12 protein-coding genes are annotated in these 14,710 nt (G+C 59.5%); 8 read left to right on the plus strand and 4 right to left on the minus strand.

Features of this window, described 5'->3' with window-relative positions:
* Positions 1-11 precede the first annotated feature (11 nt).
* Complete coding sequence (locus ACR0JW_RS17160; protein ID WP_480714243.1) at positions 12-2,045, plus strand: cytochrome c3 family protein; 2,034 nt, start codon at positions 12-14, stop codon at positions 2,043-2,045.
* Positions 2,046-2,056: 11 nt separating this feature from the next.
* Here the strand turns inward: ACR0JW_RS17160 and ACR0JW_RS17165 are convergent, their stop codons facing one another.
* The 4 genes from ACR0JW_RS17165 to paaG are packed head-to-tail and all read right to left on the minus strand — an operon-like array spanning position 2,057 to position 5,204.
* Positions 2,057-2,653, minus strand: coding sequence for a TetR/AcrR family transcriptional regulator (locus ACR0JW_RS17165; protein ID WP_170682139.1), 597 nt, complete (start codon positions 2,651-2,653; stop codon positions 2,057-2,059).
* A 3-nt stretch (positions 2,654-2,656) separates the two neighbouring features.
* A complete protein-coding gene (gene paaK, locus ACR0JW_RS17170) occupies positions 2,657-3,967 on the minus strand; it encodes a phenylacetate--CoA ligase PaaK (protein WP_170682138.1) in 1,311 nt (436 codons plus the stop codon).
* Positions 3,968-3,990: 23 nt separating this feature from the next.
* On the minus strand, positions 3,991-4,416 hold the full coding sequence (gene paaI, locus ACR0JW_RS17175) for a hydroxyphenylacetyl-CoA thioesterase PaaI (RefSeq protein WP_170682137.1): 426 nt from the start codon (positions 4,414-4,416) through the stop codon (positions 3,991-3,993).
* Positions 4,417-4,418: 2 nt separating this feature from the next.
* Positions 4,419-5,204, minus strand: a complete 786-nt coding sequence (gene paaG / locus ACR0JW_RS17180) for a 2-(1,2-epoxy-1,2-dihydrophenyl)acetyl-CoA isomerase PaaG (protein WP_170682136.1) — start codon at positions 5,202-5,204, stop codon at positions 4,419-4,421.
* 102 nt (positions 5,205-5,306) lie between these two features.
* On the opposite strand from paaG, the gene ACR0JW_RS17185 reads away from it, so the two are divergent.
* From ACR0JW_RS17185 to ACR0JW_RS17215, 7 genes are all read left to right on the plus strand, one after another.
* Complete coding sequence (locus tag ACR0JW_RS17185) at positions 5,307-7,370, plus strand: 3-hydroxyacyl-CoA dehydrogenase NAD-binding domain-containing protein (RefSeq protein ID WP_170682135.1); 2,064 nt, start codon at positions 5,307-5,309, stop codon at positions 7,368-7,370.
* A gap of 40 nt (positions 7,371-7,410) precedes the next feature.
* Complete coding sequence (locus ACR0JW_RS17190) at positions 7,411-8,430, plus strand: TRAP transporter substrate-binding protein (protein WP_170616005.1); 1,020 nt, start codon at positions 7,411-7,413, stop codon at positions 8,428-8,430.
* Between the two features lie 58 nt (positions 8,431-8,488).
* Entirely contained in the window at positions 8,489-8,995 is a 507-nt protein-coding gene (locus tag ACR0JW_RS17195; RefSeq protein WP_170616007.1) for a TRAP transporter small permease, read from the plus strand.
* The gene (locus ACR0JW_RS17200) at positions 8,992-10,344 is read left to right on the plus strand and encodes a TRAP transporter large permease (RefSeq protein WP_170616009.1); all 1,353 of its coding nucleotides are present in this window, start codon (positions 8,992-8,994) and stop codon (positions 10,342-10,344) included. Before ACR0JW_RS17195 ends, ACR0JW_RS17200 begins: the two co-directional genes overlap by 4 nt.
* Positions 10,344-11,534, plus strand: a complete 1,191-nt coding sequence (locus ACR0JW_RS17205; protein WP_170682133.1) for a cytochrome P450 — start codon at positions 10,344-10,346, stop codon at positions 11,532-11,534. Before ACR0JW_RS17200 ends, ACR0JW_RS17205 begins: the two co-directional genes overlap by 1 nt.
* 120 nt (positions 11,535-11,654) lie before the next feature.
* On the plus strand, positions 11,655-13,685 hold the full coding sequence (gene paaZ, locus ACR0JW_RS17210; RefSeq protein ID WP_170682132.1) for a phenylacetic acid degradation bifunctional protein PaaZ: 2,031 nt from the start codon (positions 11,655-11,657) through the stop codon (positions 13,683-13,685).
* A gap of 45 nt (positions 13,686-13,730) precedes the next feature.
* Positions 13,731-14,546: a PaaX family transcriptional regulator C-terminal domain-containing protein gene (locus ACR0JW_RS17215; RefSeq protein WP_170682131.1), complete on the plus strand. Its 816-nt coding sequence runs from the start codon at positions 13,731-13,733 to the stop codon at positions 14,544-14,546.
* The last annotated feature ends 164 nt before the right edge of the window (positions 14,547-14,710 follow it).

Consider the following 14,710-nt stretch of genomic DNA (forward strand, 5'->3'; position numbering starts at 1 on the left):
GAGCATTCCAATTGCGACGGCACACTTGTTTTTGGAAGCCTCGCTGGGCGGTTCCCCGGCGCATTGACCTGCCCGGTTGCTCGGGCAGGATTTCGGATTTCGGTGTTGTACTGATCCTTGCTCTGGCAACTTGGGCGTACCTTGCCGCTGCCGTCAGGGGACAAGAGATACAGTCGGAGAACACGGACCAGCACTATGTCGGATCGGAGCAGTGTACGGGCTGCCATCAGGATGCCACCGACGCCTGGATGGGGTCGCATCACGCGCTTGCCTGGACCAGCCCCGCGCCGGATACCGTCCTGGCCGACTTTGACGGAACCCGGTTCGAGCACGACGGGGTGCAATACGAGTTCTCAGTCGACAACGGAAACTACCGCATTCACCTGACCGAGACCGACGGCACGGTGAAAGACTATTCCGTCCATTCCGTTGTCGGGGTCGCGCCGCTGCAACAGTATCTGATCGAAACCGAGCCGGGCCGATTGCAAAGCTTTGATGTCGTTTGGGATGTCGAAAACGGTCGTTGGTACCACTTGTACCCCGACCAGACATTGCCGCCGGATGACGGGTTGCACTGGACCGGACCATACAAGAACTGGAATGCCCGCTGCGCGGAGTGCCATGCGACCGGTTTCGAAAAGCGCTATGACGAACGCCGTCAGGCCTATGCTTCGGTTCAGGTCGAAACGGGGGTCGGATGCGAAGCCTGCCACGGCCCCGGTTCGGCGCATGTCGACTGGGCGGAATCTGCCGGAACCTCATCGGTGCCCGCGCCCGCGGGATACGGATTTGCGATGGATTTCGCCGGGGCAGGGGCTGAGGCTGCGATACAGCAATGTGCGACCTGCCATTCCCGACGTGAGCCGTTTGGCGAGGGAAACCCAATGCCCGGAACCAGTTTTCATGAGGCTTACAACCTGTCATTGCTGCGCCCCGGCCTATACCACGCCGATGGGCAGATTTTGGACGAGGTCTATGTCTACGGGTCGTTTCTTCAATCCAGGATGTATTCAAAGGGCGTGACTTGCCTGAATTGCCACGACGCCCACAGCGCCGAATTGAAGGCAGACGGAAACGGCGGCTGCACGCAATGCCATTCCCCGGCAGGCAATCCCGATTTCACGTCTTTGCCGCTAAAGCTCTACGATGATCCTTCGCATCATTTCCATGAAGCGGGGTCCGAGGGTGCGCAGTGCAAAAACTGCCATATGATCGAGCGTGTCTATATGGGGACAGACGGTCGTAGGGACCACAGCTTTCGTATCCCAAGGCCGGATCTGGCGGACGTAACCGGTGCACCGGATGCCTGTACCGACTGCCACGCGGATCGGTCGGCAGAATGGGCGGCGGCGGAGATAGAAAAACACCATCCGAATGCAGCAGCGCGCCCGCATTACGGCGTCACGCTGGCGGCCGGGCGGTCTGATCCAGTGGGCGCCAAGCCGGACCTGAACTCTCTGGCGCTTGATGACAGTCAGGCGGGCCTGGTCCGGGCAACAGCCCTATGGCTGTTGTCTCAGGTCGCGGATGAGACTACCGCCGAGGATATGGCACCTCTGTTGGCGCATGATGATCCGCTGATAAGGGCGACGGCCATCGCAATTCAAAGGGCTGCGCCGCCCCGGTTGCAGGCGGACAGGCTAAACGAACTGCTCGACGACCCGGAAAGGATGGTGCGGATCGAGGCTGCGAAGGCCATGCTGGATTTTCCTGCCGCCGGTCTTCCGGAGCAGGAGCAGGACAAGTTGCAGCAGGCGATGTCCGAGTGGCGGGCCTCGCTGCGGGCGCGGTCGGACTTCCCGGAAACCCATCTGGTACTGGGTGGAATGGCGCTGACCTTCAGAAATATTCCCGCAGCAAAACGCGCCTTTCGCGAGGTGGTGCGCATGGATCCGCAACGCGAAGAAGCCTGGGTCATGCTGGTCCGGATTGCCGCAGCAGTCGACGGGCGCGAGGCGACGCTGGCCATTCTGGAGGAGGCCCTGAGCAAAGTGCCGGACAGTCAGGCCCTAAACGAGTTGCGCGCCTCGGTCCTGGCCCAATAGACACACGCCTTCTACAGGTTCTGAATTCCGTGAAGGGTCAGTGTGCTGACCACGTCCGAGTAATCTTCGCGCGCTTTTGACCCTGCACCAGTGTTCCACATGTAATACCAGTTCAACATGCCGAAAACGGACATGGTCGCGGCGCGCAGCTTGTTCTTGTCTGTTCCAAGAACACCCGGAGCCAGTTCTTTCAGGATGTCGCTGACGAAATTGACCAGATCCCGCTGATAGCCGCGCAGGACCTTTTGCTGCTCGTCGGGCAGTGCGGACATGCCGCTGACCTGAACGCGATGTTCATCATCCGCGCCCTGATAGGCGAACAGGATTTCTTTTATCGCGGCCCGCAACTTCTGTTCAGCCGTCAGGCCATCCGTGTTGATGCCGCAAATCCTGTCGCGCAGATCGCGCAGGTAGGTTTCAAGGATGTCATACAGGATGGCATCCTTGCTGTCGTAGTAGTGGTAGATATTGGCTTTTGATATCCCGCACTCCTTGGCCAGCAAGGACATCGAGGCACGGTCGAACCCTTCATTGGCAAATACCCGTGCCGCCGATTTCAGGATTTGAGCACGTTTCTGATCGTGATCTTTGGCGATGGTACGGGCCAAGGTCTACTCCTTATCGCGGTTGTCGACGACCCGTTTGGCTTTGCCTTGCGAGCGTTCAACCTGTCCGGGGTCCTCTACAATAATCTCGGTTGAAACACCAACGATGTCCTTGATCCGCTTGGTCAGCATGCGCGCCGCCGCGGTTTTGGACAACTCATCGGTCGAATCCGGATTGGCCTCGACCAGCACCCGCATTGCGTCCATGCGGCCCGACTTGTAAAGCTCGATCTGGTAATAGGGTGCCAGTCCGCCGGTCGCCATGACCTGTTCTTCGATCTGGCTGGGAAAGACATTGACGCCGCGGAGGATGATCATGTCGTCGCTGCGCCCGGTGATCTTGGCCATCCGGCGCATCGACCGGGCGGTTCCCGGCAGCAGACGCGTCAGGTCGCGGGTGCGGTAGCGGATCATCGGCAGGCCTTCCTTGGTGAGCGTGGTGAAGACCAGTTCGCCCATTTCCCCGTCCGGCAGAACCTCCCCTGATTCCGGGTCGATGATTTCGGGCAGGAAGTGGTCCTCCCAGATCACCGGACCGTCCTTAGTTTCGACGCATTCGTTGGCGACACCCGGCCCCATGATTTCCGACAGGCCGTAGATGTCGACCGCATGCATGTCAAAGGCGGCCTCCACCTCTTTGCGCATGGCGTCGGTCCATGGCTCGGCGCCAAAGATGCCAACCTTGAGTGAGCTTTCGCGCGGATCAAGCCCGGCCTTGTGAAACTGTTCGAGAATGTTGAGCATGTAGGACGGCGTCACCATGATCCCGTCCGGACGGAAATCGGTGATCAGGCCGACCTGCTTTTCCGTCTGTCCGCCCGACATCGGTATGACCGTGCAGCCAAGCCGTTCGGCCCCGTAATGTGCGCCCAGACCGCCGGTGAACAGGCCATACCCATAGGCCACATGCATCATGTCACCCTTGCGCAACCCGCTGGCGCGGATTGAGCGGGCGACCAGATCGGCCCAGTTGTCGATGTCGTTTTGCGTATAGCCAACAACGGTCGGCTTGCCCGTGGTTCCCGAAGACGCATGAATGCGCACGATTTCGCGGCGTGGAACAGCAAAAAGCCCGAATGGGTAGTTATCCCGCAGGTCGTTCTTGTAGGTGAACGGGAACTTTGCCAGATCAGACAGGCTTTGCAGGTCGTCAGGATGAACGCCGGCCTCATCGAAACGCGACCTGTACATCGGCACGTTGTCATAGGCGTGGCGTACCGACCATTTCAGCCGGTCCAGTTGCAGAGCCCGTATCTCATCGATCGATGCGATTTCAATCGGGTCCAGGTCAGCTTTGTTGGGGCTAAGATCTTCCATCGCGGTCTCCTCCAAACGCGAAGTTATTCTTTGAACAACTGGCCGTTGATCGCGCGGGACATGCCGCGAAACTCGGCGATCAGTTTGTTGTCCTGATTGGTGACGCGGACGTCGTAGATGCCGCTCCGCCCGGTCAGGGATATTTCCGTCGCCGTGGCGGTCAGGCTGTCGCCCAACTGTCCGGGGGCGAGATAACTCATCACCGTATGCTGCGCCACGGTGACGGTGTTTCTGCTGTTGCAGGCAAACGCAAAGGCGCTGTCGGCAAGGGCGTGGCTGACGCCGCCGTGGCAGATGCCCACACCGTTGCAATGGTGGGCGGCGACGGTCAGTGTCAGCACGGCGCGGCCTTCATCGACCTCAAGTATTTCCATACCGAACCACTTGCTTGCCTGATCGTTGGCCCACATGGCGGACGCTGATTTTTCTGCCCGTTCTTTCGCGTTCATGCTTACCTGCCCTGAAAATTCGGTTTGCGCTTTTCCAGAAAGCTGGCGACGCCCTCGGCATAGTCCGCGCTCTGACCGCAGGTTTTCATGGCCTGCGCCTCCAGATCCAGCTGATCGGAAAGGGTGTTTTTGGCTGCGGCGTGAATGCATTCTTTTGTCAGCCCGTAGCCCAGCGTCGGGCCATTTGCGAACTGTTCAGCCAGCGCGCGGGCCTCGGACATCAGTTGATCGTCCGGCACCGCTTTCCAGATCAGCCCCCATTCGGCGGCTTGCGCGGCAGGCAGGGGTTGCGCTGTCAGGGCCAGGCCCTTGGCCCGCGCTTCACCCAGCAACCGGGGCAGGTGCCAGCTTCCGCCGGTATCGGGTATCAGCCCCACCTTGGAAAAGCTCTGGATGAACTTCGCGCTCTCGCCTGCCAGGACCATGTCACAGGCCAATGCAAGGTTTGCGCCCGCGCCGGCGGCAACACCGTTCACCGCGCAGATGACCGGAAAGTTGAGCGACCGGATCAGCCGAACAAGCGGCGCGTAGAAGGTGCGCACAGTGTGCCCAAGATCGGGCGGCCCATCCATCTTCGAAGGGTCCCGGTCGCCAAGATCCTGCCCTGCACAAAAACCGCGCCCGGCGCCGGTCAGCAAGATGGCCCGCGCTCCGTCGTCGCGCGCTTTTTCCAGCGCGGAACGCAGGGCAAGGTGCATTTCCTCGTTGAAGGAATTCAGTTTGTCAGGGCGATTCAGGGTGATTTCGACCCAATTCCCGTGACTTATGGCAAGAATGGTATCGCTCATGGCGACCTCGTGTTTGAAATCCGGCAAGTTCCATATTGCATTAACCGAACGGTTGGTCAATAAATAACCGAGTTGCGAATCTGAACCGAACTGGGAGCCGGCATGACGCAATCCCCGCTGGTCAAAGTGGATCTGGAAGGCGACATCGCCTGGGTCACGGTGAACAATCCGCCGGTGAATGCGACGTCGTTGCAGGTGCGCCAGGGGCTGGCGGATGCGGTTGATGCCGTCAAGGATGCCCGGGTTGCCGTTCTGCGCTGCGCCGGTTCGACCTTCATTGCCGGTGGCGATATGTCGGAGTTCGGCAGTGCGCCCGTTGAACCTCACCTGCCTGATGTTGTGCAGATGATCGAGGACAGCCCGGTTCCGTTTGTTGCCCAGTTGCATGGCAACGTGTTGGGCGGTGGCTTCGAGATTGCCATGGGCTGTGCTTGGCGGATCGCTGCGCCGGGCACACGGTTTGGGCTGCCCGAGGTTAATGTAGGGCTGATCCCCGGTGCCGGAGGCACACAACGGGTGCCACGCCTTGCCGGGATGGGCGTTGCCATCGACATGGCCTGTTCGGGAAAGCTGCTGACAGCCGAAGCCCTGCAAGAGCTTGGGGGTGTCGATCTGGTCGCTGAAAACATCGACCTGGAGGTCAGAGAGTTTGTCGCGGATCTTCCTGCGCGGCCTGTTCCCGTCAGTCAGCGGAAAGTGCAAGACATAGCGCCCGATCTTTTAGAAGTGTCGCGAGAGGCGCTAAGAAAACGTGCCAAAGGTCAGCAATCCCCGCTGGAGAACCTGACGGCGTTGTCATGGGCGCTGGAACCATTTTCGAAAGGCCAGCCGAAAGAGCGGGCGCGTCACTTGGAGCTGAGACAAACCCCGGAAAGCCGTGCATTGCGTCATGCTTTTTTTGCGGAGCGGACGGTGACCAAGCCATCGGTAATTCAGGGTGCCTCACCCCGCGCGGTTAATAGAATTGCTGTGGTGGGCGGCGGGCTTATGGGGGCCGGGATCGCCACGGCCGCGCTGAACGGTGGTCTTGCTGTAACCCTGATCGAACGTGATGCCGAGGCGGCGACAGCGGCAGAGGTGCGCGTTTCAGAGCTTTTGAATGGGGCAGTAAAGCGCGGCAGATTGACCGAAGCACAGATGCAGGATCGGTTGTCGGCCTTCAGCGCCGTTGAAGATTATTCTGGCGCCGCAGACGCGGATCTGGCGATCGAGGCGGTATTCGAGGATCTGAGCGTCAAGCGCGCGGTTTTTGCAGACCTTTCCGCCCACATGAAGCCGGACGCCATTCTGGCCACCAACACGTCTTATCTTGATCCTGTCGACATATTCGAAGGGGTGCAAAATCCTGTCCGTTGTTTGGGGCTGCATTTCTTCAGCCCGGCGCATGTCATGAAACTGCTTGAGATCGTGCAAACCCCTCACACCAGTGCCGAGGTGATCGCGACAGGTTTTGCTTTGGGCAAGACGTTGCGCAAGGTTCCGGTCCTGTCGGGAATATGTGACGGATTTATCGGCAACCGAATGCTGGCCGCGTACCGGCGCGAGGCGGATTACCTGCTGGCCGATGGTGCCATGCCGTATCAGATTGACGCCGCGATGCGCGCTTTTGGAATGCCGATGGGGCCATATGAATTGCAAGACCTGACCGGGTTGCAGATCGCCTGGGCCAACAGAAAACGCAATGCGGTCACGCGTGATCCGCAAGAGCGGTACGTCACCATCGCCGATCAGCTTTGCGTGTTGGAGCGTTTTGGGCAGCGCAGCAGTAAAGGCTGGTATCGTTACGAAGACTGCAACCGCGCACCCATCCGCGACCCCGAGGTCGAGGCGCTGATCGAAACATATTCTGCCGAGCAGGGCATTACACGCCGGGAGTTTTCGGCTGAGGAAATCACCTCCCGCATTCTGGCCGTTCTCGCCAACGAAGGGGCGCTGATTGTCAGGGAAGGTATCGCCGAAACCACGGATGCCGTCGATATGGTTCAGATCCATGGCTATGGTTTCCCACGCTGGCGCGGCGGCCCGATGCAATACGCGACTGAGGTGGGATGGAAAAAAACGTTGGAAGCCATGCAGTTGGTGGCGTCCGAAAGCCCTGCGTCCTGGAAGTTGGCGGCGGTACCCGAAAGCTCTAAACCCGTTGATGGTTACAAAAAGGACCATTAACGCATTCTTAACTCATGTTTCACTGGGAGGAGACAGATCCATGAAGTTCACTAAGTTGAGTACCCTTCTTGCCTCGGCCGCGCTGGCCGTTTCGGGTACTGTGGCGTTGGCGGCGGATTACACGCTGACCATTTCCAGCTGGGCCCCGCCGACCCATGGCATCAACGCAATGATGTGGCCGAAATTCACCGAAATGGTCGAAGAAGCCACGGATGGTAAAGTCACCGCCGAGCTGAAACTTGGCCTTGCACCGCCGCCCGCGCAAATGGACCTGATCATGGATGGCGCGGCAGATGCCTCGATCATTTTCCACGGCTACCAGCCGGGTCGCTTCGTCACTACAAAGATGATCGAACTGCCCGGGTACGAAGGATCGGCCGAGGCCGCATCGGTCGCCTATTGGCGCGCCTATGAGAAGTACCTGAAAGCGGCCGACGAGCATCGCGGGGTCAAGCTGATCGCGCTGCACACGCACGGTCCGGCGCAGCTGCATTCAAGCGCTCCGGTGACATCGCTGGATCAGGTCTCGGGGCTGAAGGTACGTATCCCCGGTGGTGTGGGTGGCGACGTTGGAACGGCGCTGGGCGCAACCGGCATTCAGGTTCCAGCCCCCAAGGTCTATGAAACGCTCGCGTCCAAAGCGGCGGATGGCGTTGTCATGCCGTTTGAATCCCGCAAGGGCTTCAAGCTGACCGAGGTTGCACAGAACGTTTACGAAGTGCCCGGCGGGCTCTATCGCGGCTCGTTTGCGTTCATCATGAACGAAGATACGTTTGCCGACCTGCCCGAAGATCTGCAGAAGGCGCTGGAAGAGAAGGTCTTCGGCGAGCCGTTGAGCCGTGAGATCGGCAAGATCTGGGACCAGATCGACGCCATCGGGCGCGAGGCGACCGAGGCGGCGGATGGCAACAGCATCAACGCCGCGTCCGCAGAAGATCTTGAACAGTTCAATCAGATTGCGGCCGACGTTCGAAGCAAGGTGATTGGCGAAGTCAATGAAACCGGTATCGACGCGCAGGCAACCTATGACCTGATCGTGCAAGAAATGGCGGCTCAGTAAGGCTGTCCGGCTGGTGGGGTTTCCCACCAGCCATTTTTTACCGGCAAGAGACATAATCATGCGAAATCTCGTGATCTGGGCGCGGCGCGCCAGTTTTTTTCCGACGCTGCTGGCCTGTGTGGCCCTGTTCATCCTGATGGTGATGACATTCTGCGATGTCATTCTGCGCTCGGTTTTCAATGCTCCGATCGAGGCTGCGACCGAACTGACCCGGATTTTGATGGCCATCCTCGTGTTTTCGGTCCTGCCCATGATTTCCGCGGGAAAAGGCCAGATCGCGGTCGATCTCACAGACGGTCTGTTTTCCCGTCTTCGCCTTAGCCGGGCCCGTGACGCTGTGGTTTACCTGGCATCAGGCATCATGCTGATCTGGCCAATCAATAGGGTCTGGATACTGTCCGAGCGCGCGCGCGACTACGGGGACGTCACAGAATACCTGTCGATCCCGGTCTTCTATGTCGGCTGGTTCATCACCTTCTTCACCGTTATTGCCGCCATCGCGATGGTGATTACCGGGCTGATGTACATCTTTGCACCCCACGCCCTGTCGGAGCAGACCCAATGACCGCAGCCCTGATCGGTTTCGCACTGGTACTGGTTCTGGTGCTACTTCGTTTGCCCATTGTCTTTGCGATGGGTTTGGTTGGCACGTTTGGCTTCGCCTACGAACGCGGCGGCGCGATTTTTTCGGAACGGGGGCTCAAGGCCGCCATGTCGATGGTGGGCCGCCAGATCACGGACACCGCGCAGGACTATGGCCTGTCGGTTGTGCCGCTGTTCATCCTGATGGGCCTGTTCGTCAATAAAGGCGGATTGGCGCGTGAACTTTACGCGGTTTCGAACGCTTTCCTGGGGCATTTTCGGGGCGGTATCGCGATGGCGACCGTCGCCGCCTGCGGTGGTTTTTCGGCAATCTGCGGGTCGTCTCTGGCCACGGCTGCTACAATGTCCAAGGTTGCGATGCCCGAAATGCGGCGCTATCGCTATTCGGACGAGTTGTCGACCGCCTCGATTGCGGCAGGCGGGACGCTGGGCATTCTGATACCGCCTTCGGTCATTCTGGTGATCTATGGCCTGCTGACCGAAACCTCGATCGGGAAGCTGTTTGTCGCCGGGATATTGCCGGGGATGATGGGCATCCTTTTCTACCTGTTCGCGGTGCGCTGGACCGTCTGGCGCAAGCCTGATTCAGGCCCTGCCGGTGAACGCCACGGCTGGGGCGAGCGTCTGACGGCGCTGCGATCCGTCTGGGCCGTGCTTTTGTTGTTCTTCCTGGTTATCGGGGGCCTCTACGGCGCGTTTGATTTTCACCCGCTGAACCTGACCTTCAGCCCGACCGAAGCGGCGGGCATGGGTGCAATGGGCGCGTTCCTGATCGCCCTTTCGCGCGGCGGCCTGACGCTGAGTTCGACATTCGAGGTGCTGAAGGAGACGTCTTATACAGCCGCGGCCTTGTTCTCGGTCCTGATCGGGGCGCAGATCTTTTCGAATTTCATCAACCTGGCGGGTCTGCCCGAAGCGCTGATTGCGCTGGTCACGGCGTATGAAGTGTCGCCTTTCGTGGTGATTCTGATGATCCTGGGCATCTACATTATCCTTGGCTGCGTTTTTGAGTCGCTTTCGATGCTGCTGCTGACGGTGCCGATCTTTTTCCCGCTGGTCACGTCGCTGGGCTATGACCCGATCTGGTTCGGCATTGTCGTGGTCGTTGTGACCGAGATCAGCCTGATAACCCCGCCCGTCGGTCTGAACGTGTTCATCCTGAAAGGCGTGGTGGGCGATGTGTCGACCGGTACGATCTTCCGGGGCGTGACACCATTCTGGGTTGCCGACATCTTCCGCCTGGCGTTGATCGTTCTGGTGCCGTGGCTGGTGCTGGTCCTGCCCGAGCAGATGGGCGCGATGGGGCACTGATGTTCGCGCTGACCGCACTTCCCGAGGGGTTCCATCAGGACCCGTATCCGACCTACGCCGCTTTGCGCGAGGATGCGCCCGTTTGTGTGCAACCGGATGGCAGCGTGATCCTGTCCAGATACGAAGATCTGGATCTGGTGTATCGCGATACCCGCCGGTTCATCTCGGACAAGAGAGCGGTATTTGGCCCGAAATACGGGGTCGATAGCGCATTATACGAACACCACACCACCAGTCTGGTGTTCAACGATCCGCCGTTGCACACCCGTGTGCGCAAGGTGATGGTCGGCGCGCTGAACCCCCGCGCGCTGGCGCAGATGGAGCCGGGGCTGGTCGAACTGGTTGATCGCCTGCTGGACGAGATGCAGGCCAAGGGCCAAGTCGAACTGATCGAAGATTTTGCCGGTGCCATTCCCATCGAGATCATCGGAAATCTTCTGGGCATTCCCCGTGACGAGCGTGAGCCTTTGCGGGACTGGTCGCTCGCGATACTTGGGGCGCTTGAGCCCAAGCTGACGCCCGAGCAGGAGGAGCAGGGCAATCGCGCTGTCGCCGATTTCGTCGAATACCTGCGCCGGATCATCGACGACCGCCGCGCCAGTCCGGGCGACCCGGAGACAGATGTCCTGACCCGTCTGATGCAGGGTGATGTGGACGAACGGTTGACCGAAGTTGAGCTGTATCAGAATTGCATCTTCATTCTGAATGCCGGTCACGAAACCACCACAAACCTGATCGGTAACGCGCTAGATCTGTTGCACAGGCACCCGGATAAACGGGCTGAACTTCGGACCAGACCCGACCTGATCACGACGGCGGTGGACGAATTCCTGCGGCTGGAAAGCCCCAACCAGTTCGGCAATCGCCTGACCACCGAGGCAGTTGAATTCCATGGTCACATGATCCCGGCGGGTACGGATATTCACCTCTGTATTGGTGCTGCCAACCGTGATCCGCGCCAGTTTGACGACCCCGATACCGTGAAACTGGATCGCCGTCCCAACAAACACCACGCCTTTGCCGGCGGACCGCATACCTGCGTCGGGCTGACTCTGGCGCGAATGGAAGGTCGTGTTGCCGTTGGCCGTTTTCTCGAGCGCTTTCCCGGGTTTGAGTTGCAGGAGGGTGCGCAAAGAGGAAATCGCATCAGGTTTCGCGGCTTTGCCCGTCTGCCAGCTCGGGTGGCATAGATGCGGAATAGATAGGCATTTTTGCTGTTTTATATTTGACCGACCGATCGGTTAATAATAGTTTGATCCGAACGACCCGGCCAAATTCGCCGACCGGATGCCAAGGATGAGGAGGCACATATGACCATCCAACAGATTTCCAGCTTTGCCGCCGGTGAATGGATTGCGCCGGGTGAAGGCGCCCGTTCCATCGCCAGTGCAGTCACCGGAGACGTAATCGCGACCGCGGGTAACAACGCGCTGGACGTGCAGGCAATGCTGGACCACGCGCGGGATGTAGGCGGGCCCGCCCTGCGCAGAATGACGTTCCATGAGCGGGCAAAGATGCTGAAGGCGCTGGCCATGCATCTGGGGCAGCACAAACAGGCACTGTATGATCTGTCTTTCGATACGGGCGCGACTCAATCCGACCACCTGATCGACATCGATGGCGGCATCGGCACGACTTTTGTCTATGCGTCCAAGGGGCGTCGCGAGATGCCTGATGGGCATGTCTTCCTGGACGGCGAGGTTGAGCAATTGTCGCGCAACGGAACGTTCCTGGGCCAGCATGTCTGCACCCCGTTGCAGGGCGTCGCGGTGCATATCAACGCATTCAACTTCCCGGTCTGGGGCATGTTGGAAAAACTGGCGCCAACGTTGTTGGCCGGGGTTCCGGCGATTATAAAACCTGCCACCAACTCCTGCTACGTGACAGAGTTGTGCGTGCGCATCATGCTGGATTCAGGCATCTTGTCCACGGGTGCCTTGCAGTTGGTGACGGGCGGATTGGGCGATATGCTCGACCGGCTGGGAATGCAGGACGTGGTCAGCTTTACCGGCTCGGCCGAAACGGCACTGAAACTGCGTGCCAATCCGGTGATCCTTGAGAACTCGGTACGGTTTGTGGCCGAACAGGACAGCCTGAATGCCTCGGTTCTGGGACCGGATGCGGAACCCGGAACGCCCGAGTTCGATCTGTTCATCAAGGAAGTTCAGCGCGAAATGACAACAAAGGCGGGGCAGAAATGTACGGCCATCCGCCGGATCATCGCGCCGGAAACAAATGTTGAGGCTGTGATCGATGCGCTTTCTGGCAGATTGGCAAAGACGGTCATCGGCGATCCGAGGCTTGAAACCACCCGCATGGGCGCGCTCGTTTCACAAGGCCAGAGGCGTGATGTTCTGGAAAAAGCCGCGATCATCGGGCAGGAGGCCGAGCGGGTTTTCGGCAATCCTGAAGACTTCGCCATTGACGGTGCGGATGTCGAAAAGGGCGCCTTTGTCCCGCCGATGCTGTTCCATTGCGCCAGCCCTGATACTGCCCGGCGGGTGCACGATACCGAGGCCTTCGGCCCGGTCAGCACCATCATGGGATATCGTGATCTGGACCATGCGGTTGAATTGGCGAACAAGGGGCAGGGTTCACTGGTGGCGTCCGTGATCACCCGCGACCCATCCGTCGCGCGCGAGATTGTCATGGGGGCCGGGGCCTATCACGGGCGTTTGTATTTCAACAACCGGGATTCGATGAAGGAAGCAACGGGCCACGGGTCTCCGTTGCCGCACATGGTCCACGGCGGCCCCGGTCGCGCCGGAGGCGGCGAAGAGATGGGTGGTGTGCGAGGGGTGCAGCATTACATGCAGCGCACGGCAATTCAGGGCTCACCCGATATCCTGACCGCGATCGGCGACAGGTGGGTTTCCGGCGCGACCGAGATCAAAGGCCCGGCGCATCCTTTTACCCGCCGGTATCACGATCTGGCGATTGGCGAGACCATTCATACGGCACCGCGCACCATCACCATGGACGATATCGAGCATTTCGCGCATTTCACGGGCGACACTTTCTACGCCCATATGGATCAGGCCGCGGCCGAGCGGAACCCGTTCTTCCCCGGCCGCGTGGCGCATGGTTATTTGTTGCTTTCGTTTGCGGCGGGTCTGTTTGTGGAACCCAACGAAGGTCCGGTTCTGGCCAATACCGGGCTGGACAACCTGCGTTTCATGAAACCGGTGGAAGCGGGCGATGCGATCAAGGTGCGGCTGACTGTCATGAAGAAGACCGGGCGCAATGATGAATACGGAGAAGTGCGCTGGCACGTGTCGCTGACCAACCAGGATGGTGATCTGGTGGCGGAATATGAATTGCTGACAATGGTAGCCTACTGAAGCGGGCCGGATGGCAATTTCCTTTGGCCGGGCTATACTTAGGCTATGAAGGATCCGCATTCTGACTGGTTCGAAACCTGTATTGCCCAGCTGACGGCGTCCGGCACGCAGCGGGTCTGGTCGGTGCTGGTATCAATTTTCGGCGATCTGGCCCAGAACGAGACCGATCAGATCAGCGGTGCCCTTATCACCCGGCTGACCGGACTTGCCGGGATAAAGTCTGAAGCGACCCGTGTTGCTTTGCACCGACTGCGCAAGGAGGGCTGGATCGAAAGCACCCGAAGCGGGCGCAACAGCACGCACAGCCTGACGGCGTTCGGGCGCGCTCAAAGCGCCGCAGCGGTGCCGCGCATCTACGCCCGCGAAACCGTGCGCCCGGAAACCTGGCATGTCCTTATCGCGGACAGTTCGGACGGGTCCCGGCAGGAACTGGCCGATCTGCTGCTGACCGGTGACTACATTCCACTGAGCAGCACGGCAGCGATGGCACCCGGTGAGGCTCCGGAAGGTATCGAAGACCTGTTTATTGTTCAAAGCGGCGACCTCTCGGTTCCCCGCTGGCTGCGCGAACGTTGCGGACCAGATGCGCTGAACGAAGGATATAAACAGCTTTTGACCCGATTGCGGGCGGTTCAGGAGAGCATTCCGGCCTCGGGTGTCGGCGATCCGTTCCAGGCGGCGGTGCTGCGCGTCCTGATCGTTCACAGCTGGCGCCGCATCGTTTTGCGGCACCCGGACTTGCCGTCAGAGTTTCTGCCTGAGGCGTGGAAGGGTCCGGCCTGCCGAAAGGTTGTTTTCCAGATCCTCGACAGGTTGCCGCGCCCTTCGATCAAGGCGCTTGAATCCGCTTTGACCGGATAGTGATCGCGGTATTTCCTGGTGGCGAAGGTCGTTGTGTCGAACAATAAGTTACATTGATTCAGAAATGGCAAAAAAGTCGTAACATATTTCTTGCTTCGAATCATCGCGACCCGTATTAACCGACCATACGGTTGGTATTTCCGGCCGTTGCGACAGGAGGCCTT

This window comes from Ruegeria sp. BG6 (assembly GCF_056538465.1).